The sequence below is a fragment of the Vibrio sp. Vb2960 genome, from assembly GCF_033337665.1.
Taxonomy (GTDB): domain Bacteria; phylum Pseudomonadota; class Gammaproteobacteria; order Enterobacterales; family Vibrionaceae; genus Vibrio; species Vibrio alginolyticus.
The window spans coordinates 53,308-75,205 of record NZ_JAWORD010000018.1 but is presented as its reverse complement, the minus strand read 5'-3'; the positions used below and the strand labels follow the sequence as shown (position 1 = coordinate 75,205).

Annotated in this window: 23 protein-coding genes; 15 read left to right on the top strand and 8 right to left on the bottom strand. The window is 44.7% G+C overall.

Annotated elements, in window-relative coordinates; translation table 11 throughout:
* Positions 1–23 precede the first annotated feature (23 nt).
* The 3 genes from rarD to R7O03_RS16250 all read left to right on the top strand — a co-directional run bounded on the left by rarD (position 24) and on the right by R7O03_RS16250 (position 2,052).
* Positions 24–929 carry an EamA family transporter RarD gene (gene rarD, locus R7O03_RS16260; RefSeq protein WP_025998671.1) on the top strand — a complete coding sequence of 302 codons (906 nt, stop codon included), beginning with the start codon at positions 24–26 and terminating at the stop codon, positions 927–929.
* Between the two features lie 209 nt (positions 930–1,138).
* Positions 1,139–1,525 (top strand): MAPEG family protein, encoded by a 387-nt coding sequence (locus tag R7O03_RS16255; protein WP_005376510.1) that lies wholly within the window; start codon positions 1,139–1,141, stop codon positions 1,523–1,525.
* Complete coding sequence (locus R7O03_RS16250; protein ID WP_054574616.1) at positions 1,519–2,052, top strand: hypothetical protein; 534 nt, start codon at positions 1,519–1,521, stop codon at positions 2,050–2,052. Before R7O03_RS16255 ends, R7O03_RS16250 begins: the two co-directional genes overlap by 7 nt.
* A 284-nt stretch (positions 2,053–2,336) precedes the next feature.
* Here the strand turns inward: R7O03_RS16250 and R7O03_RS16245 are convergent, their stop codons facing one another.
* Positions 2,337–3,701 (bottom strand): endonuclease/exonuclease/phosphatase family protein, encoded by a 1,365-nt coding sequence (locus R7O03_RS16245; RefSeq protein ID WP_258614605.1) that lies wholly within the window; start codon positions 3,699–3,701, stop codon positions 2,337–2,339.
* Between the two features lie 394 nt (positions 3,702–4,095).
* Between R7O03_RS16245 and R7O03_RS16240 the strand changes: the two genes are divergently transcribed.
* Entirely contained in the window at positions 4,096–4,410 is a 315-nt protein-coding gene (locus R7O03_RS16240) for a DMT family transporter (protein ID WP_005376506.1), read from the top strand.
* A gap of 79 nt (positions 4,411–4,489) precedes the next feature.
* Here R7O03_RS16240 and R7O03_RS16235 read toward each other — a convergent pair whose 3' ends face one another.
* A complete protein-coding gene (locus tag R7O03_RS16235) occupies positions 4,490–5,395 on the bottom strand; it encodes a DMT family transporter (RefSeq protein ID WP_258614602.1) in 906 nt (301 codons plus the stop codon).
* Between the two features lie 168 nt (positions 5,396–5,563).
* Here R7O03_RS16235 and R7O03_RS16230 point away from each other — a divergent pair, with 168 nt between their 5' ends.
* From R7O03_RS16230 to R7O03_RS16220, 3 genes are all read left to right on the top strand, one after another.
* Entirely contained in the window at positions 5,564–6,022 is a 459-nt protein-coding gene (locus R7O03_RS16230) for an NUDIX hydrolase (protein WP_005376504.1), read from the top strand.
* 104 nt (positions 6,023–6,126) lie between these two features.
* Entirely contained in the window at positions 6,127–6,699 is a 573-nt protein-coding gene (locus R7O03_RS16225; RefSeq protein ID WP_047101443.1) for a GNAT family N-acetyltransferase, read from the top strand.
* A gap of 125 nt (positions 6,700–6,824) precedes the next feature.
* On the top strand, positions 6,825–8,237 hold the full coding sequence (locus R7O03_RS16220; protein ID WP_318131861.1) for a coniferyl aldehyde dehydrogenase: 1,413 nt from the start codon (positions 6,825–6,827) through the stop codon (positions 8,235–8,237).
* Positions 8,238–8,412: 175 nt separating this feature from the next.
* Here the strand turns inward: R7O03_RS16220 and R7O03_RS16215 are convergent, their stop codons facing one another.
* Positions 8,413–8,892: an aminoacyl-tRNA deacylase gene (locus R7O03_RS16215; protein WP_005376501.1), complete on the bottom strand. Its 480-nt coding sequence runs from the start codon at positions 8,890–8,892 to the stop codon at positions 8,413–8,415.
* Positions 8,893–9,048: 156 nt separating this feature from the next.
* On the opposite strand from R7O03_RS16215, the gene R7O03_RS16210 reads away from it, so the two are divergent.
* The 4 genes from R7O03_RS16210 to R7O03_RS16195 all read left to right on the top strand — a co-directional run bounded on the left by R7O03_RS16210 (position 9,049) and on the right by R7O03_RS16195 (position 14,041).
* Positions 9,049–10,590 carry a glutamate synthase-related protein gene (locus tag R7O03_RS16210; RefSeq protein ID WP_158155964.1) on the top strand — a complete coding sequence of 514 codons (1,542 nt, stop codon included), beginning with the start codon at positions 9,049–9,051 and terminating at the stop codon, positions 10,588–10,590.
* Positions 10,591–10,776: 186 nt separating this feature from the next.
* Positions 10,777–12,951: a catalase/peroxidase HPI gene (katG, locus tag R7O03_RS16205; RefSeq protein WP_017820988.1), complete on the top strand. Its 2,175-nt coding sequence runs from the start codon at positions 10,777–10,779 to the stop codon at positions 12,949–12,951.
* A gap of 165 nt (positions 12,952–13,116) precedes the next feature.
* On the top strand, positions 13,117–13,569 hold the full coding sequence (locus R7O03_RS16200; RefSeq protein ID WP_213970385.1) for an antitoxin Xre/MbcA/ParS toxin-binding domain-containing protein: 453 nt from the start codon (positions 13,117–13,119) through the stop codon (positions 13,567–13,569).
* Position 13,570: 1 nt separating this feature from the next.
* Positions 13,571–14,041 (top strand): RES family NAD+ phosphorylase, encoded by a 471-nt coding sequence (locus R7O03_RS16195; protein WP_005376497.1) that lies wholly within the window; start codon positions 13,571–13,573, stop codon positions 14,039–14,041.
* A gap of 79 nt (positions 14,042–14,120) precedes the next feature.
* On the opposite strand, the gene R7O03_RS16190 is transcribed toward R7O03_RS16195, so the two are convergent.
* On the bottom strand, positions 14,121–15,971 hold the full coding sequence (locus tag R7O03_RS16190; RefSeq protein WP_213970386.1) for an acyltransferase family protein: 1,851 nt from the start codon (positions 15,969–15,971) through the stop codon (positions 14,121–14,123).
* Between the two features lie 241 nt (positions 15,972–16,212).
* Here R7O03_RS16190 and R7O03_RS16185 point away from each other — a divergent pair, with 241 nt between their 5' ends.
* Positions 16,213–16,488 (top strand): nitrogenase-stabilizing/protective protein NifW, encoded by a 276-nt coding sequence (locus R7O03_RS16185; RefSeq protein WP_318131860.1) that lies wholly within the window; start codon positions 16,213–16,215, stop codon positions 16,486–16,488.
* Positions 16,489–16,605: 117 nt separating this feature from the next.
* Here the strand turns inward: R7O03_RS16185 and R7O03_RS16180 are convergent, their stop codons facing one another.
* Together R7O03_RS16180 and gloA are read right to left on the bottom strand one after the other, a co-directional pair.
* On the bottom strand, positions 16,606–17,706 hold the full coding sequence (locus R7O03_RS16180) for an alkene reductase (RefSeq protein ID WP_206958814.1): 1,101 nt from the start codon (positions 17,704–17,706) through the stop codon (positions 16,606–16,608).
* Positions 17,707–17,717: 11 nt separating this feature from the next.
* Complete coding sequence (gloA, locus tag R7O03_RS16175; RefSeq protein WP_017635331.1) at positions 17,718–18,104, bottom strand: lactoylglutathione lyase; 387 nt, start codon at positions 18,102–18,104, stop codon at positions 17,718–17,720.
* 211 nt (positions 18,105–18,315) lie between these two features.
* Between gloA and R7O03_RS16170 the strand changes: the two genes are divergently transcribed.
* The gene (locus R7O03_RS16170) at positions 18,316–18,744 is read left to right on the top strand and encodes a PaaI family thioesterase (RefSeq protein WP_031781242.1); all 429 of its coding nucleotides are present in this window, start codon (positions 18,316–18,318) and stop codon (positions 18,742–18,744) included.
* A gap of 26 nt (positions 18,745–18,770) precedes the next feature.
* Positions 18,771–19,160, top strand: coding sequence for a MazG nucleotide pyrophosphohydrolase domain-containing protein (locus R7O03_RS16165; protein ID WP_005376487.1), 390 nt, complete (start codon positions 18,771–18,773; stop codon positions 19,158–19,160).
* A 43-nt stretch (positions 19,161–19,203) separates the two neighbouring features.
* Here R7O03_RS16165 and R7O03_RS16160 read toward each other — a convergent pair whose 3' ends face one another.
* A complete protein-coding gene (locus tag R7O03_RS16160; protein ID WP_053349149.1) occupies positions 19,204–20,079 on the bottom strand; it encodes a universal stress protein in 876 nt (291 codons plus the stop codon).
* Positions 20,080–20,294: 215 nt separating this feature from the next.
* Here R7O03_RS16160 and R7O03_RS16155 point away from each other — a divergent pair, with 215 nt between their 5' ends.
* On the top strand, positions 20,295–21,638 hold the full coding sequence (locus tag R7O03_RS16155) for a magnesium transporter (protein WP_318131859.1): 1,344 nt from the start codon (positions 20,295–20,297) through the stop codon (positions 21,636–21,638).
* Here R7O03_RS16155 and R7O03_RS16150 read toward each other — a convergent pair.
* Positions 21,615–21,875 (bottom strand): hypothetical protein, encoded by a 261-nt coding sequence (locus tag R7O03_RS16150; protein ID WP_005376483.1) that lies wholly within the window; start codon positions 21,873–21,875, stop codon positions 21,615–21,617. The two genes, R7O03_RS16155 and R7O03_RS16150, sit on opposite strands and share 24 nt — an antisense overlap.
* Positions 21,876–21,898 lie beyond the last annotated feature (23 nt).

The following is a 21,898-nucleotide window of genomic DNA, read 5'->3' as shown; positions in this document are numbered from 1 at the left end:
TCGTTTAGATGGGCGATAGTTTTATGAATAACACTCGTTATGGCACTTTTATGGCAGCATTCTCCTTTGTGATCTGGGGATTGCTACCAATTTATTATCGTTATTTACCAAATGCTTCTATGGATGAGTTGCTAGCATGGCGAATCATTGGGTCTGTACCTGTCGGGTTTCTAATTGTACTTGGGATAACCCATCGAGGGCTGAATTGGAAAGAAATCTGGCTTGATAAAAAATCCTTGTGGTACACGTTTGTGGCGAGCAGTTTGATGTGTATTTCTTGGAGTGCGTTCACTTGGGCTTTGACCCATCATCGGGTCATCGATGCCAGCTTAGGCTTCTTTATTGGACCATTAGTATCTGTTGCACTGGGCGTATTTATTCTTGGGGATAAGCTCTCAATAGGCAAGCTTATTGCAATCGTGCTGGCAACAATTGGTGTTATGTATCAAGTGATTCACTATGGTCAGCTACCCGTTATCGCACTAACGATGGGGTTGTTCTTTGCTTTGTATGGGCTGTACAAGAAGAAGATAAATTATGACTGGAGTACAACCTTGTTTGTTGAGGCGTTGTTACTGACTCCAGTTGCACTCGCATATTTGCTCTATAAACAATGGGCAACTGGTGAACTGGCTTCGGGCACAGATACCACAACATTGCTTTTGTATTTTGGCAGTGCACCTATCACACTTTTACCACTCGTATTTTATTCTATCGCAATACGTATAACTAATTTATCAACCGTCGGTCTAATGCAATACATCGAGCCAAGCTTGCAGTTTGTGTTGGCAGTTATGTTTTTTGGCGAGTTGTTTGACGAAGTGAAAGCGGTGACCTTTGCATTTATTTGGGTAGGGCTGTTGTTCACAATTTTTGAAAGTATTATCAAAGGGCATCGGCGCAAAAAGCTGGTCAAACACCCCTTATAGTGGTTTCAATATTCTCACATATTAGCTTCTTTATTCTTATGCCCTCCATTCGAGGGCATTTTTAATGTCATGAAGCATTGGCTTTCGTTTTTTGCCCGAATAGAAATCATAACTTGAGATTATTTGACGCATTATCATAATGATACCGCTATAGTTATAGCCAAGTGACACGCTTATATAAGTGAAAACCAGATCAAGAAGGACGACATATGATCACTGCTCTGTATGCCAACATTCTCGCAATACTCATTATTTGGTTGGCTGTTCAAGTAATTAAGCAACGTCGCTTAAATCAAATTGCTTATGCCGATGGTGGGGTAGAGGCTCTACAAATTGCTCGTAGTGCCCAGAGTAATGCGACAGAATATATCCCCATCACCCTGATTTTAATGGCACTTTTAGAATTTAATAGTGCTTACCCAACATGGATACATCTCACCGGTATTATTTTTGTAATTGGTCGAGTTATTCATGCTAAAGGCATATTGAAAAAAGACTTGAAAAAGCGCATTAGAGGGATGCAGGTGACATTTCTGGTGATACTTTCATTGGTTGTGTTAAATATGATTTACCTGCCATACGATAAGTTATGGTAAGTCTGCGACGTTACATTCCACCACCTTGGGTACTCGTTCTGATTGGATTAGTACTGAATATTGGCGCGATCATCGTTACTAGCTTAGTCCTTGATAAGTTGGGTAAACAGCAATCGCAGCTCGCAGAGCAAACAGCAAAAAACTTGTATTCCATCCAACTCGCATGGAACAGTGTGGAAACCCTAGAAAGGAAAAGAGAAGCTTTACTGCTGCATGTGCACATAAGTCAGAGCGTAGCGATACCTTTAGAGCTAGAAGAGGTATTAGCAGGGCATTTATCTTCTTGGGTTCTCAACGAGTCGGATGAAATAAAAATTGATCAACTTCCTCAACTGATGTCAAAGATAAATCAGGCACAAGCTTCGTATAGAGACCGCATCGATAATTACTACATTGAGAATGTAGAGCTCAATGAGGTAATGGCAAAGCAGGATGAAAAGATCGCTTGGTACAAGAATATCGGACTCTTCTTGCAAGTATTCGGACTTGCGTTAATCCTTGCTCGCGACTTAGCTAGGAAACAATAAAAGCAAGAGCTAAAGATCAGGTTTATTGCGAAATGCCAATGGTAGTTTGCAAATTGCAATTTATTCGGTGAGCAAACAGTAGCTATTGGTTAAGTTTTAATGAAAGTGATTAAATAACAACCTGTTTTTGTGCGCTGAAAAGTTGGCACGCCTCATGCTTTAGTATGAGTGACCCTTTCTAAGCCGAGGGTCACCTAGCCAACTGACGTTGTTAGTGAACCATCTTGTTCACAAATATATACAGCCAATCACGACTCCTTGTGGTTGGCTTTTTTTTATGCAGTCTAGAACTGTGCTTTAATCCAGATCATGCGATGGTCGGAAGATACATCCTTACCATCACCATACTTACCGATACGTGCATCGTTAAATAGTTTACGGCCTTCTTCATAAGACGCTGACCAGTACACACCAGAGTCTATTACATTCAAATTTGCTGAAGGCAAGGCATAGTCTACCCCTAAGCCAAACGTTGAAGTGATGCGATTCGGATATGGGTGAGTTGAACTGCGGTCAACAGCGTGTTCAGCTGCACCAAAGCTTGTTGGGTAAAGCTCACCATTCATCACGGTTTGATTAACCAATGGATCGTTGTGCAGCTCTTGCATTACAGAGCTAATACCGTCACCAGACACTGGATCAAGGTTTTGATCACCCATCATTACGAATTTAGCGCCGTTCGTTAAGCCACCTGTTTTACCCGCATCGTCGTAAAAATAGTCTTTGCCTTGAATGTAATGATGCCAAAACTCCACTTCTGCTGCGTTTTGCGCTTTGTTTTTACCGGTGTCGAATACTGGTGGAGTAGGATGAGACATCAACAAGTGTACAACTTCTTCGCCGTTGCGAGTTGGAATGATGATTGGTGCGTCAACGTGGTTTTTCGAAGATAGACGCACTTGATCCCATTCTTCCGCTGAGTACCATTCATCACCACACTTCATGCCGTCTGGAATCTTTTGCGAACCATCGCAGATAGTAATGGTTGGAATTTTCGCACCTTCCATATCTTTCCATTTAAATGCTTGGAATGTACGTGTGTTTGCTGTGTCAATTTTATACTTAGACATAAGGGCAAATGCATATTGACCATGGTACATGCCAAAGCCCCATGCATCACCTGGCATTTGACCTGCGGTTCCATTGTTGTCGAGATCAAACTCACTCAACAACCCTGTATTAGTTGAGTAAGATTCAGCATAAGGGTATTCAATAGGCTCAAGGTTTGCTTCACCGCCCGCGCCATTGATGCTTTGCGCGACAGACAGGTAGTTCTTCTGGAATCCTTCAATGGCTGCTTTGTTTTCGCCTGTTCCGTCGTTGTTGTATTCCGCCATCATAAGAATATCAGGGCGATTCTTTTGAATGATTGCTGCAACGTTACGAATTTGAATGACTTTTTCCGCAGTGGTTTTGTCTTCGGCTGCGATTGAACCGTCTAAATAAGAGGTGACCAACGCAGTTTGCTGCGTTGGTTCAATTTGCATTTCATCTACCAAAGTTTCGAAGGTAGCGCGGTCAAAAGAGAGGTTGTAAGTCGCTATTTTTACTTCTTTAGGCTGAACATTGACGTATTCAGTATCGTCATTACATCCAGATAGTAGAGCGGCGCCAACAAGGATAGCGATAGAGGTTTTGATTGCTTTCATGGGTACGTCATACCTTATAATTAATTCGGCTGAATATTAAAGTCATCAGTCATTGTTTTAAGCGATATTAGTCACACAAACGTTTTCATATTTACATGTTCAATTAGTTTTTGTGTGATTTGTGCAATAAATGCAACACTTTCAACACCAGAAGGTTATATGTAAATTGTTAAAAAACGGTGTCGTTATTGATGCGAAATAGAGAGTCCGCCACCGTTAAAAAGAAAAGCGTAGAATTTAAGCGTACATGAGATGTTTGAGTTGTATGCTTATCGCCGTGTTTTATTTTTTATGTTTAAATTTCTGTATATAATAAGCAGTCAATCAGAAGTGAGGACGACCTCACCGCTCTATCTTTTCTCGGGGACGACCCCATCTCGTTGGGAAATGTGACATGGCTTGGGGAATTCTCTTCATTGCGGGCTTGTGTGAAATCGCATGGGCTGTCGGTCTTAAATATTCACAAGGGTTTACCAAATTCGGTGCTTCGGCATTCACTATTGTCTTTATGTTATTGAGCTTTTGGTTGCTTGGCATTGCGTTAAGAACCTTGCCTTTAGGCATTGCTTATGGCGTATGGGTAGGGATTGGCGCAATAGGCACGGCAGTCGTGAGTATTTATCTGTTCAATGAGCCAGCAACACTTATCAAAGCCTTAAGCTTGCTAATGATTGTCGCTGGTATCGCAGGGTTAAAAATATCAGCTTAACGTTAGGCTAAACACAAAACAGCCAGAGTCACTCTGGCTGTTTTTCTAAATGTCGTGTTTACGGTTCTGGGTAGGTATATCAAGCGTTGCGCTTAATAAAAGGTAACCGTAAGTGATGACCAAACGCATTAATTAATGCGCCTGTAACAATCAGACCGCCACCGACGTACGTCCAAATGATCGGAACCTCGCCAAAGAAAATGATGCCTAACAACACAGAAAATACGATCTGGATATACGAATAAGCGGAGGCTTTACCCGCTTGTTGAGTTTGCATCGCTTTGGTTAACCCCAATTGCCCAATTTGGGTAAAGACACCAACTAGAACCAACATGAAAGTCAGATATAGATCGGGCATTACAAAATCGTCGCCAATCAGTAAGAGTGAAGCGGGGAGAGCAACCAACGGGAAATAGAAAATGATCACTGAGCTGTCTTCTGTCTGACTCAGTTTTCTGACAATGACGTAGGCAATTGAGCTACCAAATGCGCCTAAGATCGCAATCATGACGCTAAACATTGGTAAAGCGCTATCTGAGCCTTGCCCCGTTTCTGGGCTTACCATGATATAGATGCCGAGTAAGCACAACGCAATACAAAGGAAAGTTGACGGCTGGATGCGCTCTTTCAAGAAAAATACGGCGAGTAGTGCAGTAAACACCGGATGAATATATTGGAAAATCGTCGCTTCTGCCAAAGGTAAGGTGGTCACTGAATAATATACACACATCAGAGCCATCGTGCCCACAGCACCGCGTGCAAATAGTAATGGCTTATTATTGCCCCATACAGAAATTCGTTTTCGCTTTACATCGAAATAACTAATGATAAGTGAAACGAGCGCTCTTGCTGCAACGATTTCAAAAACGGGGATACCGTAGTTGCCGACGTGCTTTACTGTAGCCGACATCAGAGCAAAGCCGAACGCGGAAAGCACCATAAAGCGCACACCGATGGGAATCATAGTGTTGAATAAATTGGACATTTTACTGCTCATTTGTTGCGACAGATCTCACTTTAGCATACTTAGTTAGCGATTAAATCCTCTCAACTCAAACACTTCTGTCGACAAGATGAATAAACAGTAGAATACGTAGCAATTAATCTGCCTCTCTCAGCGTAACAATAAAAACTCGATATTTAAGGAGCTTACATGATCCCGATAAAAGCAACGCATGTTTCAGGCGTTGTCATTTCAAAAATTGATGGCATAGAAAAAATGCTGTTACTTAAACGCGTAAAAGGTGGCTATTGGTGCCATGTTGCAGGTGGTATCGAAGCGGGTGAAGCCGGGTGGCAAACCATTTTAAGAGAGTTAAAAGAAGAGACACTAATTGACCAAGTTGAGTTACATACAGCAGACTTTCTAGAGCAGTTCTACGAAGCAAAAAATAACCGTATCATGGTTATCCCATGTTTTGTGCTATTTTGTCCGCCTAACCAATCAGTTGTTCTTAACGAAGAGCATACAGAGTATCGCTGGTGTACGCTTGAAGAAGCTAAGCAGCTGGCTCCGTTTGCCAATCAGCATCACCTATATGAACATGTATGGAAACATTATGTAGATGTGGCATCACTAACGCCATTTACGCTGATCGATCAAAAGGGCTAAATGAACGGCAACGGCTTTGATTAGTTTTTATAGAGAGGTTTGTTCTCATAAAATGAAGCGTTAGGATTTGCGCTGAGCGTTCACAATAAAAAGGAATAACATCTATGGATGAAGTCACATGCCAAGAGACGTATCAAGGAAATCACTTACAGAAGCGTTTTTCCGTCTCGCAAAGGGTCTCAATTGAGCCCCTCAACACGAAACACGCGTCCGCTTTACTAGAGGTTGTGAACACTCACCGAGAGAGCCTTGAGGGTTATCTACCTTGGACGGATTCTGTCACGAATCATAGAGAGGCCGTTAACTACATTTCCCAGCGAGTGAACAGTAACGCGCTGGATTCCCACTGGTGTGCAATTTATTTTGATGAGCAGCTTACGGGTGTTATTGGCATTAAAGGTGTGGATTCACATACGCGTGTTACTGAAATTGGCTACTGGCTTGCCAACAATGGGCGAGGCCATCGTGTGATTGATCAAGTGCTCGCAGTATTGATCCCTTTTTTGAAGCAGAAAGGGCACGCACAATTCATTCAGTTCCATTGTATGGAAGATAACATCGCTAGCATCAATATTGCTGAGCGTGCAGGCGCCACATTAAAAGAATACGTTGATCATGAGTTCGATATGCTTGACCGCTCTCAACGACTAGGCATTTATGAACTACGTTTGATGTAGTATCCACCCCAGAAATATTTTAATCAGAGTTCGAACTCTAACTTCACGAGCGCTACAATAGTAACATTGTTGCGCTCGTGTTAACTTGGGGCGTCATTGGCAGAAACTAGGCTAGGAGAAGCATCATGAACGCAATCACAGAGGTTGAAGTAGATAACTTGTTACAGCAAAGCCTCGGACGCTTAAAAGCGGCATATGCAGCCGAGCCTTATCCTAGTTTGGATGAACGTAAACAGCGCCTCGTTTTGTTAAAAAAATCGCTGCTTGAGAACAAACAAGCTTTGGTTGAAGCGTTAAGTGACGATTTTGGCTATCGCTCAGAATTTGATACCGCCATGACCGACGTTTTGCCAACGGTCTCGCATATTAATTATACCCTCAAACGACTAAAAAAATGGTGCAAACCCAGCAAGCGCGAATCCGGCTTATTGCTCGCACCTTCTAAAGTCACCGTTCAGTATCAACCGTTAGGTGTCGTCGGGGTCATTTCACCGTGGAACTTTCCTGTGATTTTGAGCCTTGCGCCTTTAGTGACAGCATTGGCTGCTGGCAACCGCGTGATGATGAAGCTCAGCGAATTTACGCCAAAAACCAATAAAGTCATCGTTGATATTTGCCGTGGGTTGTCTGAGTATGTCGAAGTTTTTGAGGGTGAAGCAGACGTCGCACAAGCATTCAGCCAACTGCCATTCGATCACCTTTTGTTCACGGGTTCTATGAGTGTTGGTCGCGCAGTGGCAAAAGCGGCAGCGGAAAACCTTACCCCGGTGACGTTAGAGTTGGGTGGAAAGTCCCCGGTGATCATTGCAAAAGATGCAGACATGAAGAAAGCCGTTGATGCTATCTTGTTTGGTAAATGCATTAATGCAGGCCAGATTTGTGTCGCGCCTGACTACGCATTTGTACCGCAAGAACGTGTCGAAGAGTTCATTTCGCTATTCTTAAAACGTTTTGAAAAGCTCTATTTAAAATCCAACAAGAATCAAAAGCTGACCCATATTGTCAACCAACGACAATATGATCGTTTGACTGCGCTACTTGAGGATGCAAAAGCGCAAGGTGCTAACCTTCACACTGTTGAGGCGTCGCCCCAAGAGGAACGACTTCTGTATCCTCATTTGGTCACGGATGTGTCGCCGAATATGCGAATCATGCAAGAGGAGATCTTCGGGCCATTTCTACCTGTTAAGCCCTACAATGCCGTTGATGAAGCGATTGACTACATTAATCAGCACCAAAGACCACTTGCGCTGTATGTTATGTCGGACGACAAATCGACTATCAAACATATTGTACGCAACACCCACAGTGGTGGCGTCGGCGTTAATGATACGGTTTTACATGTTGGCGCTGAAGATGCGCCTTTTGGTGGCGTTGGTGAATCGGGTATTGGGCATTATCACGGAGAGGAAGGATTCAGAACTTTTAGTCATGCGAAAACTATTCTTCACACACCGAAATGGTTGCCAAGAACGAGCGTATTAATGCGCCGTAGGGCTATGGCGATAAAAGCGATCCAAAAGATCTTTGTTCGATAATAATTATGATTTGATTGATAAAAAACCGCCCGAATAGGCGGTTTTTTGTTTCTATATGCTCTGAAACGCTGGGCACCAAAGTCCGAGAAACTTCCATCGCGTGCTACCAACAAAACAAAGAAAGGCTCTTGTTGAAAGAGCCTTGTTCAGGAAGTGTCGAGAGATCTTGGCAAGTTTAATGCAGAACTTCACTGCTGAATCTTAGATATCTACAGTCGTTCATCAGTTCTTTAAACGCCTTTCGGTCCAGCTTAATCAGAGTTTCATGATCGCCAGCTTCAAGGTAGACATGTTCCAAGTTTGCTAGTCTTTCATCGCAAACTGTCGACATGTGGTAAGGGCTACCAATCGGTGGAATAGCGCCGTGTTCACAATCGGTGAAGAGTCGGTAAACCATACGCTCTTTCACCAAGTGGAAGGTGGCATTAAATTCGTCGTTTAATCGCGACAAACTGATTTTGTTGTTGGCAGGTAAGACCGCCATCATATGACGCCCTTCATGATCCTCTAGAATAACACCTTTTGCGATATTCATTAAAGGCACACCTGCTGCAACACCACTTTGTAGCGAGCTATGACTGTGGCTGTGATTCACGGTTTGAAAGTGAATGTTATGCTCAGTCAAATATTCATCTAATCGGGTTGCAATCGTCATATAGCCTCCACGTGTATGAGACCCATAAAAAGTATAGGTTAGTCGGGCGACAATCGCGCATTTTACTCGGCGACACTGACGCTCTTTACGCTCCTGTTCTACGCTTATTGCAAGCCAGCGAGAAAGCATGGTTAACAATAATAAATAGGGGGCAACATGAGCAAGCCAATCATCGCTGATAACAAGCCGATCAAAGTAGAGTTGAAAGCTGGGCAAGAATATTACTTCTGCCGATGTGGGCGTTCTAAAAATCAACCTTACTGCGATGGGTCTCATTCGGGAACCGGCTTAAAGCCAATGAGCTTTAGTGCGGAAAAAGACGAAGATGCCTATCTCTGCCAATGTAAGCATACCGCCAATGCTCCTTTTTGTGATGGTACACACAAGCGATTTACCGCAGAGCAAGTCGGTAAAGAGGGACCGGAACAAAAGCGAGAGAAAAGAGACAAACCAACGGCGTCTGCTACTCAAGAAGAACCAACCCTCGAGTTTATCCACCAATTAGCGAGAGAAGGACTCTCTAAACTCGGTCATCATGGTCCGATGGCTGCAATGGGGGTTCCTAGGCATTTGCTACCACATTGGGATGCTATACAAATCATGGTGGCGCAAATGGCGACACAACCGTTGTTGGAAGACGTTCCTGTGTCTACCGAGTTGATTGTGGGACCAAACGCGCGTAAGCCGCTCAGACTCGCCATTCCTTTGTTGGTGTCGGACATGAGTTTTGGCGCACTTTCTGAAGAGGCGAAAATTGCACTAGCAAAAGGTGCAGAGTTGGCAGGGACTGGGATTTGCTCTGGTGAGGGTGGCATGTTACCGGAAGAGCAAGCCGCCAATTCACGGTATTTCTATGAGCTTGCTAGTGCTCAATTTGGCTACGACGAATCTAAGCTTCTTAATGTTCAGGCGTTTCACTTCAAAGGCGGGCAAGGAGCAAAAACGGGCACGGGTGGTCATCTGCCTGCAAATAAAAATGTAGGTAAGATCTCTCAGGTGAGAGGCATCCCCGAGGGACAACCAGCGATATCACCACCAACGTTCAAAGATCTTCACACTACTCACGATTTCAGAAAGTTTGCTGACAGAGTTCGTGGCATCACAGGCGGTATTCCAATTGGATTTAAACTCAGTGCCAACCATATTGAGCAAGACATTCAGTTTGCGCTTGATGCTGGGGCTGATTACATCATCTTAGACGGTCGCGGTGGTGGCACGGGTGCGGCGCCAACTATGTTCCGTGATCATATTAGTGTGCCCACCATCCCTGCATTAGCTCGTGCACGTAAGTACTTAGATGAAAAAGGTGTAAGTGACAGCGTCACATTAATCATCACTGGTGGGTTGCGAGTTCCTACGGATTTTGTCAAAGCGTTGGCACTTGGAGCAGACGGAGTAGCGATAGCAAACAGTGCGATGCAATCGATCGGTTGTGTCGCGGCTCGCATCTGCAACACCAATAATTGCCCTGCAGGCATTGCGACACAAAATGCCGATTTGAGGCAGCGTCTCGACGTTGAAAAGTCATCCCAGCAACTGAAAAATTTCTTCGAATCCTCGGTCGAGCTCATGAAAGTCATGGCGAGGGCGTGTGGTCATCACGCTCTGAATGAATTTAGTCATCATGATTTAGCGACCTGGGATCACAACATGGCGAGGCTGTCTGGGATTAAGTATTCAGGTATGGACTTAAACTGATCTCTATCCATATTTTCTGCATATAGGTACATGTTTGATAACAATTATTTATTCGCTGAAATGTTTGAAATTTTGACTTGGCGTTAACTAAAAAAACAGTGTATGAACTACGCTGTTTGAGGTGGATATTCGATTTATTGAATAACAAAGAGTGGTTACCACAACCACGACACGAAGGAGCATTATATGAGCAAAGCAAACGGCGGTTCGGTAGGTAAATGTCCAGTTATGCATGGTGGGCAAACATCTACAGATAAGTCGGTGATGGATTGGTGGCCGAATGCCTTGAACTTAGACATCCTGCATCAACACGACTCCAAAACCAACCCATTTGGTCAGGACTTTAATTACAAAGAAGAACTGAAAAAGCTAGATGTCGAAGCACTTAAAAAAGATTTAAAAGATTTAATGACTGATAGCCAAGACTGGTGGCCTGCCGACTGGGGACACTACGGTGGTTTAATGATCCGAATGGCATGGCATGCAGCGGGCAGTTATCGTATTGCGGATGGCCGTGGCGGTGCTGCTACAGGCAACCAACGCTTTGCTCCTCTCAACTCTTGGCCAGATAACGCCAACCTCGATAAGGCTCGACGCCTTTTATGGCCAATCAAGAAAAAATATGGCAACAAACTAAGTTGGGCAGACCTGATTGTCCTTGCCGGTAACATGGCGTACGAATCCATGGGCTTTAAGACCTTTGGCTTTGCGTTTGGACGAGAGGACATTTGGCACCCAGAAAAAGACACTTACTGGGGGTCTGAGCAAGAATGGTTAGCCACAAGTGACGCTGATAACAGCCGCTACTCTGGTGAGCGAGATTTAGAAAACCCGCTTGCTGCGGTAATGATGGGTCTTATCTATGTGAACCCTGAAGGGGTAGACGGTAACCCAGATCCTCTCAAAACAGCACATGACATGCGAGTGACCTTTGCGCGAATGGCAATGAACGATGAAGAAACCGTCGCGCTCACAGCTGGTGGTCACACGGTGGGTAAGTGTCATGGTAATGGTGATGCCGCAAACCTTGGCCCAGAGCCCGAAGCAGCAGACGTTCATGAGCAAGGTCTTGGCTGGATTAACCACAAAACACGTGGTATTGGCCGTGACACGGTAACGAGTGGCATTGAAGGTGCTTGGACAACGCACCCTACACAATGGGACTACGGATACTTCCACCTACTATTTAAGTATGACTGGGAACTGAAAAAGAGCCCAGCTGGCGCATGGCAATGGGAGCCAATCGACATTGAAGAACAAGACAAGCCTGTCGATGTTGAAGACGGTTCTAAGCGCTACAATCCAATCATGACCGACGCCGATATGGCGCTCAAAATGGACCCTGAATATCGTAAGATTGCAGAAAAGTTCCAAAATGACCCTGCGTACTTTGATGACGTTTTTGCTCGTGCCTGGTTTAAGTTGACACACCGCGATCTAGGACCAAAATCATGTTATTTCGGCCCTGATGTGCCAAGCGAAGATCTTATTTGGCAAGACCCAACGCCCGCAGGTAAGACAGACTACGATGTTGATTTAGTAAAAACAAAAATCGAAGCAAGTGGCCTATCCATTAGTGAGTTAGTAAGTACGGCGTGGGATAGTGCGCGTACTTACCGTGGCTCTGACCGCCGAGGCGGTGCAAATGGCGCGAGAATTCGCTTGGCTCCGCAAAAAGATTGGCAAGGGAACGAACCTGAACGTCTAAGACGTGTTCTTGCGGTGTTAGAAAAAATAGCAGCAGAAGAGGGCTGTAGTGTTGCAGATGCTATCGTGCTTGCTGGTAACGTAGGTATTGAACTGGCTGCGCGTGCCGCAGGTCATGATGTTTCCGTACCATTCGCGCCAGGCCGAGGTGATGCCACCCAAGAGATGACGGATGTGGAATCGTTCGAAGTACTTGAGCCTGTTGCTGACGGTTTCCGAAATTGGTTGAAGAAAGACTACGCGGTTAAGCCAGAAGAGCTTTTATTAGATCGTGCTCAGCTTATGGGGCTAACGGCGCCAGAAATGACGGTACTTATCGGTGGTATGCGCGTTCTAGGCAGTAACTACGGCGGTGGAAAAGAGGGCGTATTTACTGACCGAGTAGGCACTTTGTCGAATGATTTCTTCGTGAACCTTACTGACATGGCATATACGTGGAAACCAGTGAGTGCTAATCAATATGAAATCCGTGATCGTAAAACCGACGCTGTGAAGTGGACGGCTACTCGAGTGGATCTTGTCTTTGGTTCAAACTCGATCCTGCGTTCGTATGCGGAAGTGTATGCGCAAGATGATAATCAGGAAAAATTCATCCATGACTTCATCGCCGCATGGACGAAAGTCATGAACGCGGATCGTTTTGACTTGCAATAAGTGAAACGATGCCCGTCGGTAGATGGGTTGATGAATAAGTAAGAGAGGCGGGCGAAAAGCTCGCCTTTTTCTTTACCTATCTTTTTACTTTGATTGTTACTTTGATTGAAATCTAAGCTCATTTGAACCATAATAACTGGACCATATGAACCATGGGAGCTTGATATGGCAACTGCAGCATTAAAAAGCTTCAAACCGAAACAACCTCATAAAGCCAATTTCTGGTTTATGTTGGGTATTGAAGACGCTAAAACAGGTCGCACTGATGCGGTTCACAAAGGCTTTGAGCCAAAGGTGTATCGCAATATTGTTGAGCGTGTGAAGCTTTCTCAGAGTGAGTTTCAAAACGTCACATTGATACCTATTAGCACGATCAAGCGTCGTCTAAAAAACGATGAGCGCTTCAATACGCAAGAAAGTGATGCAATCTATCGATTAGCGATGTTATTGAAACTCGCGACAGAACTGTTTGACGACGAAGAGCGCGCGTTAAAATGGATGAGAGAGAATGTGTATGGATTAGGTGGAAAACGTCCACTTGATATGGTCTCGACCACGGTGGATTTTGAAATCGTAAAAGATTTGATCGGCCGTTTAGAGCACGGGGTATTCTCGTAATATGAAGCTCTATCGTCTCACACAAAAGAAATTTGCTGACACGCCATTCAGCCCCGTTGGCGCAAAGTTATTTGGAGGGCGATGGAACTCAAAAGGAACCGAAGCCCTCTACTTCTCTGAATCGGAATCCCTTTGCTCGTTGGAAGTGTTTGTTCACGTAAACAACGATCCTGCTATCACCAAACTTTACGATTTATATCGTATTGAAATGCCAGAATACCTCATCGCCACCTTAGATGAAGAAGATCTCCCTGTGACGTGGCGAGCAATACCGGCGAGCGAGTCTACGCAGTACATTGGTGATCAGTTTCTCAATGATCCTCATCCAGAGTTTGCCGCGCTGCAAGTGCCTTCAACGATTTCACCTCGTGATAAAAACTACGTGGTGAATCCAAATCATCCCAAAATGAAAGAGATCATCAAGAAAGCCGAAAAGCTCGATTTCGCGTTTGATCCGCGCATTTTCAAATAGACGCCTAGCTTTGTCTTGCTTTAAAGCATTCAGCGCTTACCTGAGATAAGCGCTGAAGCATAAAAGTTTATTCCCTTGGTTATTGTCGGTCGTAAGTGAACTGTTGCGCTTCATTTGTACTGTTGTGGTAATGCCCAAGCACCAACTCAGCACCTTTGTAAGATAAATGGCTGTCATCCGTATACATCGCATTGTTTGTACCAACTTTCATTCGACATACGCCATTTCTGCAAATGGCATCGGTCAAGTCGACAAACTCAACGTGCTCAAATTGCTCAAAGTAGTTCACTAACTTCGCCACGTTTTGAGGGTGATGTTGTTTGGGAGAAAAGTCGCAGGCAGACTCTTCTGTCTCGCCAAACAAACGCGCTTTCCAAAGGCATTCTCCTACCGCAAACGGTGCAGAAGGGGTTGGACCGAAAACGACCACTTCCTTTCCTTTCAGTTCATTCAATAATTTGGTTAATGATGCTTCATAATCGGCTTGTGAAAGCTCTTTATTGAAATTAGAAGAGATAACAACGCGACGAATGGAAGGGGTACTTAGAATGGTATCGACAGCCTCATTGAAGAACTGTCGGCAAGGAACTGAGCCAGCACCTTTGATGGTGTCGACATAACCGACCGCACAGGAATCTTGAGTAAGTTGCACCACGCCAGTTGGTGTTACTTCAGATAGACGCTTCACGTAAACCATGCTGTGACTATTGCCTAACACAGCGATGGCGGGCTGCGGCGCAGACGAGCACACATCGTTAACGTTGGTGTTGCCGTTGCAATCTAAACCATAACCGTTGTTAACGCGCATGGCCTCGAAAAATGCGCTTCTTTCTGGAAAACCACCGTTTTGATGACCGATAACGCCGAGCGTTAGCAAGGGCAACGTCAACAACACAATAACCGCGGACACAGTGCGCATGCTCATGGCTTTTCGGCTACGGAACGGCTTTTCAATAAAGCGCCAAGTGAAGTAAGACAGTACAAAAAGAGCGATAAAGTAAAGCGGGATATTGACGTCTTGTGTTGTGTCCAACACGTAGCGGTAAAAGACAAATAATGGAATGTGCCACAAGTATAAGCTGTAGCTGATTAAGCCGACGAACACGACCCACTTTAGGCTCAGTAATCTACCGCAGACATTGCCTTTAGAGGCAAACAAAATCACCAACGCGCTACCGATGACTGGCACCAGCAGCGTAATGCCCGCGCCATCTTGCGATTTTTCAAACAAAAGCGCGGAAGCCAATATCAAAACGATGCCAATGGTTGCTAGCGTATCGTTAGATTGAACTTGGACTTTTCTCATCACTAATGCGAGTAATGAACCGGTTGCCAGTTCCCAAGCACGAGAGAAGATCATGTAAAAAGTGAAATCAGGATCGTTGCTCGCGTAGACAATAGTCATCAAACTCAGCGCAAATACCACGATGAAAAAAGTTAGGTAAAACGCGTTTTTTCCACGAGCGAGTAGCATGAGTAGCAAAGGAATGACAATGTAGTATTGTTCTTCAACGCCCAAGCTCCATGTGTGGAACAGCGGGTTGGCTTGATCTTCTAAACCGAAGTAATTGTGGCCTTTCAAATACAGAAGAATGTTGGATGCGGAAAGAATGGAAGACACTGCGAACTGACCAACGTCTTTGTGTGGTTGCGGCAAAAATAGCCACCAAGACATCAAATAGCTGACGGCGATCACCACCAGTAAGAGGGGGAGTATGCGACGAATGCGTCGCTCATAAAAATCACCAAGGCTGAACTTCTGGTTTTCTAAGTCGTTAATCACGATGGTAGTGATCAAATAGCCGCTGATCACAAAGAACACGTCGACGCCAATAAAGCCACCAGCGAATTGCTCAACTCCTGCATGAAACAAAATCACCAACGTGACAGCAATCGCCCTTAATCCGTCTACTTCTGCTCTGTAAGTCATATCGTGTTGCTCCAACATTCCGTTTAATGAAGTAGAGCAAAATATGAACCAGAAATAATGTTTATTTAAATCAGTGCCTTAAAGTGATTGTCAAAATGAAAATGCTAGGTGGGTTAACGAATTCCCAAATTGAATTTCAATATGGAAAACCCATAAAGAATGATCTTAAGAAGCGCTAAATCAAAGAACGTAAAGCGCGAGGCACTTAGACTTCATTGAAAATGATTACGCTAAAGAAACGATGACAGAGAATACGATTCAGGAAAAAATTGCCAGCTCTACTTGTATCGAAGAGGCTTTGGATTACTTCGACATCGAGTTTGATAGCCGATTTATCGAAAACAACCGAACCGAGTTGGTTAAGAGGTTTAACGGCTACTTAATCCTCACTAAACCGGATGATTGGTTTTCAGGTCGTCGTGCTTTAAAAAATGCTTACTGTAAAGTACAACGCCGTTTGCTCAGTAAAACGACGCGCTCTGCGTGCCGAGGTTGTACATCTTGTCAAAGACGTTAATTCTGGTGGCTTGCCTAAAAAGAACCCTGCATCTTGGCGTCACAGGGGGAAGAGCAAGGTTCTTTTGGGTTAGCTATTGGTTTGTCGCGAGTTGCGAATCAGCTTTACGTAGATGAATTAACCCGCGTGATACGCAGGGTAGTCCACTAAGCCTTTTTCACCGCCGCCGAACAATGTGGCAGGGTCATGTTCTGCCAGTGGATAGCCATGTTTGATGCGGCTTGGTAAGTCTGGGTTTGCAACAAACGGACGGCCAAAGCCAATCATGTCAGCTAAACCACTTTCGATCGCGTGTTGCGCCTTTTCAGCGTTGTAACGACCGGCATAAATCAGTGTACCTTTGTACGCCTCACGAACTGCGGTTTTAAAGTTGTGCGGAGTGTCTGGCGCGTCGTCCCAATCTACTTCTGCAATGTGAATGTAAACCACATTGAGTTTATCAAGCAGCGCTGCAGCGGCGGTGTAGGTTTCGACTGGCGTACTATCAACGGTGCCATTTAACGAAGTGAATGGTGCAAGACGAACACCAACACGCTCAGCGCCAATAGCTTGCGTCATCGCTTCTATCACTTCACCAAGAAAACGCAGACGGTTTTCAATAGAGCCACCGTATTCATCGGTGCGGTTATTCGCTTCAGAATCGATAAACTGGTTAACCAAGTAGCCATTCGCTGCATGAAGCTCGATACCATCGAATCCGGCTTCTATCGCGTTTAGGGCGGCTTGGCGGTACTCTTCAATAACGTTCTTGATGTCTTGTTTGGTCATTTCACGTGGCTCAACCACGTCGACAAAACCCGGTTCGTCTGTGCCGTTATCGACAAATACTTTCACGTTTTCTGCTTTTAGCGCAGAAGAAGAAATAGGTTGCTCACCGCCAATGTTATCAGGGTGAGTCACGCGACCAACGTGCCACAATTGCGCGAAGATAGTGCCGCCATTCTCGTGCACCGCATTAGTTACCCTTTTCCAGCCAGCAATTTGCTCTGGGCTGTAAATGCCTGGTGTCCATGCATAGCCTTGACCCATTGGCGAAATTTGTGTGCCTTCAGCAACGATTAGGCCCGCTTCAGCGCGTTGAGCATAGTAGGTCGCCATCATATCGTTAGCGATATTACCTGGTTGAGAAGCACGAGAGCGCGTCATCGGAGGCATAACGATACGGTTTTTTAATGAGAGAGAGCCAAGTTGAATGGGTTGAAATAATGCGTCTGTCATAGGAAACCTCGTTATTTTTGAGTTTGGATGAGTTCGATTTGGTAACCATCGGGATCTTTAATGAAGGCGATGTGAGTTTCTCCGCCTTTCATTGGACCTGGCTCGCGAGTAACGTTGCCACCAAGCGCTTTAATTTTTTCGCAAGCGGCGTAAATATCTTCAGACCCCAGTGCCATGTGTCCGAATGCGTTACCCAAGTCGTAACTGTCGGTATCCCAGTTATAAGTTAGCTCGATGGTCGCGCCATCTGGTTGATCAGTGTTACCAACAAACACCAGTGAGTAACGGTATTCTTGGTTTTCAAAACGATCCAAAACACTCATTCCCAGAACTTTTGTATAAAATTCGATAGATTTGTCTAGGTCAGCTACACGGATCATCGTGTGGAGAAACTTCATAAGTCGCCTTTTCATAACGTTGCGTAATCACTATGCAAACCATATCGCCACTCTAAATAAACTGGAAATTATCGTTAATTATTAAAATGATTATTTAGTGTTATGAAAAGCGAGGTTGCTGGCCCTGCAACATGCAAACAAAGATTACTCGCCGTTTCTTTTTAATTGTTGGCATATGCTAATTAATCTTTTGAGAAACCGAGTAACTATCATGTCCACAAACAGCTACTGTCATTACACTCACGAATCTCATCATCAATGTGCGGTTTGTTCTTCAATTAATGTGAATCCGAACTCTTTGGCCGTGAACTACCAATACCTAGCCGATGGTTCTGTTGTCGGAGAGTTTCACGTTTTACCGCGTCATCAAGGTTACACAGACCTGTTGCATGGTGGTATTGCCAGTTCGCTTCTCGATGGTGCAATGACGCATTGTTTGTTATCTAGAGACATTCAAGCCCTTACGGCGCAGTTGGATGTGCGCTACCATGCACCTATTCAGTTAGATGATCGAGTCACGATTACTGCACACTGTGAAGGTGAACGACGCGGTATATATCAACTGGTGGCTCAATTGCGGGTCGAAAGCGAAGTTAGAGTGACGGCTAAAGGGAAGTTTATTCGTCCTAAAAAGGCATAAATAAAAACGTGTTCTACGGAGAGGCAATGAAGAAATTTGATGAGCTGTATGCAATTGCGACGAGAAAATCTCAATATGACCAAACCAACACTTGGTTTAAAGGCGTAGAGACTTATCTGGAGGCCATTGGCAAAGAAGTTGATGAAGTCCGCGAAGAGATTCGTGAGGATCGCCTTTGTCATTTGGAAGACGAGTTAGGCGATGTGTTGTGGAACTATCTTAACGTATTAAAAGCGCTGGAAAGAGAAAAGGGCATAGATCCTGAGAAAGTACTCGAAAGAGCCTGCAACAAATACGATCAGCGTGTATCTGCGATTGAGTCGGGACGCAGTTGGGATGAGATAAAACAGCAGCAGAAACAAGCCTTGAACGCAGAGCACGAAGCCGCGCAGTTAGAAGATGTAAAGAGCCAATAACTGCGCTTGGTATTGAAAGGGTTGGTTAATAGGGAATACCTAGTCAGCCCTTGGAACTGTTGACCAACAGTAGGTCACAAGGTGGTTGATCAAGTAACGTGTCTACAGTGCTGCCAGACCAAAATTGAGATGACATGCTTCGTTTACATGCCCCCATAATCAAAATCGCTGCTTGTGATTGCTTAACTGCTTTTGGTAACGCCGTTTCAGGGTTTCCTTCCGGTAATAGTAATGGAACTCGCGTTAACTTTTGCGCACTAATAAAATCTGTAATGCCTGCTTTTTGATTGCTTAATATCTCTGCACGATAGCGAGAGAGGTATGGTGCGACGTATCGGCAGTAAACGAGCGTCATTTTCCCGCTTAAGGTTTGTTCTAATTTTGAGCCTCGCGAGACGATGGCTTTATCTACTATCGACTTTTCATCCCCTCGATGAAGTGGGTCGATTGCACAAAGCATGTTGGCGTGAGAAGGCCATGACCGCTCACTCAGTAGCAACAAGTCGCAATCTTGTTGTGCTAGTTCTGTGAGCATCGTTTGAATCTCGTGTTTGTTAAAGTGTCCCACGAGCAGTAAGTCAGTGTGGTCAACAAGTCGTTTCGCAACTTGCTCAACCCAATGGCTCCCTTTGAAATGCTCGTAAGAGAGCGTTGGTGTTTCAAGCTCTTCTTCTTCACAAAGTTCGACAATTAATGCGTTGAACTTTAAGGTCCAAGCTTCAAACTCAGCTTGTCTTTTTTTTATATGGTCAGAGTTGAAACTGAGAAAATGAGCGAATGCGTGATCTTCACTTCGGCGATGGTCTTCCACTAAAACCACAATAGGCTGAGCCAACGCTGTCGAAAATTGAATCACTTTACGAAGCACCTTACGACTTGGTAAGGCGGCCTGCTGAGTCAGAAAAAATACAGGTGCCATTGATTACTCCATTATCAAACAAGGCGAATGAGCCTGACACACATTCAAGTCTATACCATGAACTGATGCAGAGGCGTTTTGTTTCTGCGAGCGAAATATAAATTCCGCAATTAAGTCAACTATCGCCTAGAATTTTAACATCAAGAATTCATGCCTTCGGATAGCACATATCGTCAATGCGGCGAATGTGGTAGTGAAAGCTATAGGTAAAAGTAATGATAGATTCCAACCAATTGCAAATTAACCGCAAAGTGCCACATTTGCTTGCTGAGATCATTAAAGCGATAGAATCGACCGAAGACTTGAGCTTTTTGAAAGACTATCAAGAAGCACAGATTGCGAACATTTTGGAATCGGTCAACATTGCTTACCGTAAGCGTGTCATAGAAGCAGTGCCGCCTGAGAAGTATTGGACGGTATTAAATTTGCTCCGATACGACACCGCCAAGCACATTCATCAATCACTCAATAAAGACTTACAACATGAACGCTTGGCGTACATAACGGATTCAGAACTGATCATCTTTGCGGACTTTCTACCGACCGAATTTGTAGATGAATACCTTATTGATCAAAGTGAAGAGTCTGTCGCGCATATCCAACAAGCATTGTCGTATGAAGACAACAAAGTTGGACGTTATGCCGAGCCTCACTTTCTGGTCGCAAACCCTAAAAACAGCGTAGGAGGCATCAAAACCGAGCTGCTAAAACGTGGGCAAAGTCCAGTGCGGTTGATTATTGTGCGTGATGCGAGTGGTGTGATTGGTACGATAGAGCCGCAAACCCTGTTGATGCACGAAAATCATATCAAACTTACCGACTTGACCGTAGTTACGCCAATTCTAGAAGATATTCAAACGATTCAAAGCGTCAGCAAACAAGTCTCGATTGATGGTGGAGCACATTGGTTTCCTATCATGGCTGGTGGCAAAATTATGGGCGTCTTGTCGATGGCGACCATCGCGATTACGTTGCGCGAACTCAGCCTACAAGCTGTAGTGGCAGAAAACGTACGAAGCGAAGAAGATTTGTTCACACCATTAAGCGTGGCGACAAGGTTAAGAGCACTTTGGCTAGTGATTAACTTGCTGACCGCTTTCGTAGCCTCCGCCATCATTGGGCTTTTTGATAATGTGGTCGAGCAAGTCGTTGCGCTTGCGATCTTAATGCCTGTCGTGGCGAGCATGGGCGGCATCGCGGGTAGCCAAACCTTAGCGGTGGCCATTCGAGGTATCGCACTAAACCACTTGCACCAAAGTAACTTGAAGCTATTGGTGAATAAGGAATTAAAAATCGCCACCATTAATGGCTTGATCATGGGATTAGTCATCGCGGGTGTCGTCTACATGGTGTTTGACTCTTGGCGATTGGCGCTTATTATCTGTTGTGCAATTTTCCTCAATAGTTTGGCGGCCGCGGCATCGGGGACGTTGATACCATTCACGTTGAAGAAGTTTAACATTGACCCCGCCGTGGCTGGCTCGGTAGTATTGACGACCGTTACCGATGTCGTCGGTTTCTTTGCGTTCTTAGGCTTAGGTGCCATTTTCTTGATATAGATATCCAATTGACGCGTTAACCATCAGAACCAATCGCACCACTTCCCAACCCAGTATTTTGGGCGAGCTTGCTTCGCTCAGCATTCCTCCGTTTTCCATAACCGATGAACACGTCGTTTCGGTTCTTACTTTGTAAATCTCTTCACTGCTCAGTTCTATTCCCCCAAATTTCCCACTACCGATCTCGCTTAACGCTGGCGTGCCAAATTCCAATTTCAAACGCCAGATGATGCCCATTTTCTTGGCTGTACACGCATTAC

What these genes read in the sequence shown, in the direction of transcription:
- R7O03_RS16160 (WP_053349149.1), bottom strand. Translation starts at nt 20,079, where the DNA reads ATGGCACCTGTATTTTTTCTGACTCAGCAGGCCGCCTTACCAAGTCGT.
- R7O03_RS16165 (WP_005376487.1), top strand. Translation starts at nt 18,771, where the DNA reads ATGAAGAAATTTGATGAGCTGTATGCAATTGCGACGAGAAAATCTCAA.
- R7O03_RS16170 (WP_031781242.1), top strand. Translation starts at nt 18,316, where the DNA reads ATGTCCACAAACAGCTACTGTCATTACACTCACGAATCTCATCATCAA.
- R7O03_RS16195 (WP_005376497.1), top strand. Translation starts at nt 13,571, where the DNA reads ATGAAGCTCTATCGTCTCACACAAAAGAAATTTGCTGACACGCCATTC.
- gloA (WP_017635331.1), bottom strand. Translation starts at nt 18,104, where the DNA reads ATGAAGTTTCTCCACACGATGATCCGTGTAGCTGACCTAGACAAATCT.
- R7O03_RS16240 (WP_005376506.1), top strand. Translation starts at nt 4,096, where the DNA reads ATGGCTTGGGGAATTCTCTTCATTGCGGGCTTGTGTGAAATCGCATGG.
- R7O03_RS16200 (WP_213970385.1), top strand. Translation starts at nt 13,117, where the DNA reads ATGGCAACTGCAGCATTAAAAAGCTTCAAACCGAAACAACCTCATAAA.
- R7O03_RS16155 (WP_318131859.1), top strand. Translation starts at nt 20,295, where the DNA reads ATGATAGATTCCAACCAATTGCAAATTAACCGCAAAGTGCCACATTTG.
- R7O03_RS16255 (WP_005376510.1), top strand. Translation starts at nt 1,139, where the DNA reads ATGATCACTGCTCTGTATGCCAACATTCTCGCAATACTCATTATTTGG.
- R7O03_RS16190 (WP_213970386.1), bottom strand. Translation starts at nt 15,971, where the DNA reads ATGACTTACAGAGCAGAAGTAGACGGATTAAGGGCGATTGCTGTCACG.
- R7O03_RS16180 (WP_206958814.1), bottom strand. Translation starts at nt 17,706, where the DNA reads ATGACAGACGCATTATTTCAACCCATTCAACTTGGCTCTCTCTCATTA.
- katG (WP_017820988.1), top strand. Translation starts at nt 10,777, where the DNA reads ATGAGCAAAGCAAACGGCGGTTCGGTAGGTAAATGTCCAGTTATGCAT.
- R7O03_RS16210 (WP_158155964.1), top strand. Translation starts at nt 9,049, where the DNA reads ATGAGCAAGCCAATCATCGCTGATAACAAGCCGATCAAAGTAGAGTTG.
- R7O03_RS16150 (WP_005376483.1), bottom strand. Translation starts at nt 21,875, where the DNA reads ATGGGCATCATCTGGCGTTTGAAATTGGAATTTGGCACGCCAGCGTTA.
- R7O03_RS16245 (WP_258614605.1), bottom strand. Translation starts at nt 3,701, where the DNA reads ATGAAAGCAATCAAAACCTCTATCGCTATCCTTGTTGGCGCCGCTCTA.
- rarD (WP_025998671.1), top strand. Translation starts at nt 24, where the DNA reads ATGAATAACACTCGTTATGGCACTTTTATGGCAGCATTCTCCTTTGTG.
- R7O03_RS16225 (WP_047101443.1), top strand. Translation starts at nt 6,127, where the DNA reads ATGGATGAAGTCACATGCCAAGAGACGTATCAAGGAAATCACTTACAG.
- R7O03_RS16235 (WP_258614602.1), bottom strand. Translation starts at nt 5,395, where the DNA reads ATGTCCAATTTATTCAACACTATGATTCCCATCGGTGTGCGCTTTATG.
- R7O03_RS16230 (WP_005376504.1), top strand. Translation starts at nt 5,564, where the DNA reads ATGATCCCGATAAAAGCAACGCATGTTTCAGGCGTTGTCATTTCAAAA.
- R7O03_RS16215 (WP_005376501.1), bottom strand. Translation starts at nt 8,892, where the DNA reads ATGACGATTGCAACCCGATTAGATGAATATTTGACTGAGCATAACATT.
- R7O03_RS16220 (WP_318131861.1), top strand. Translation starts at nt 6,825, where the DNA reads ATGAACGCAATCACAGAGGTTGAAGTAGATAACTTGTTACAGCAAAGC.
- R7O03_RS16250 (WP_054574616.1), top strand. Translation starts at nt 1,519, where the DNA reads ATGGTAAGTCTGCGACGTTACATTCCACCACCTTGGGTACTCGTTCTG.
- R7O03_RS16185 (WP_318131860.1), top strand. Translation starts at nt 16,213, where the DNA reads ATGACAGAGAATACGATTCAGGAAAAAATTGCCAGCTCTACTTGTATC.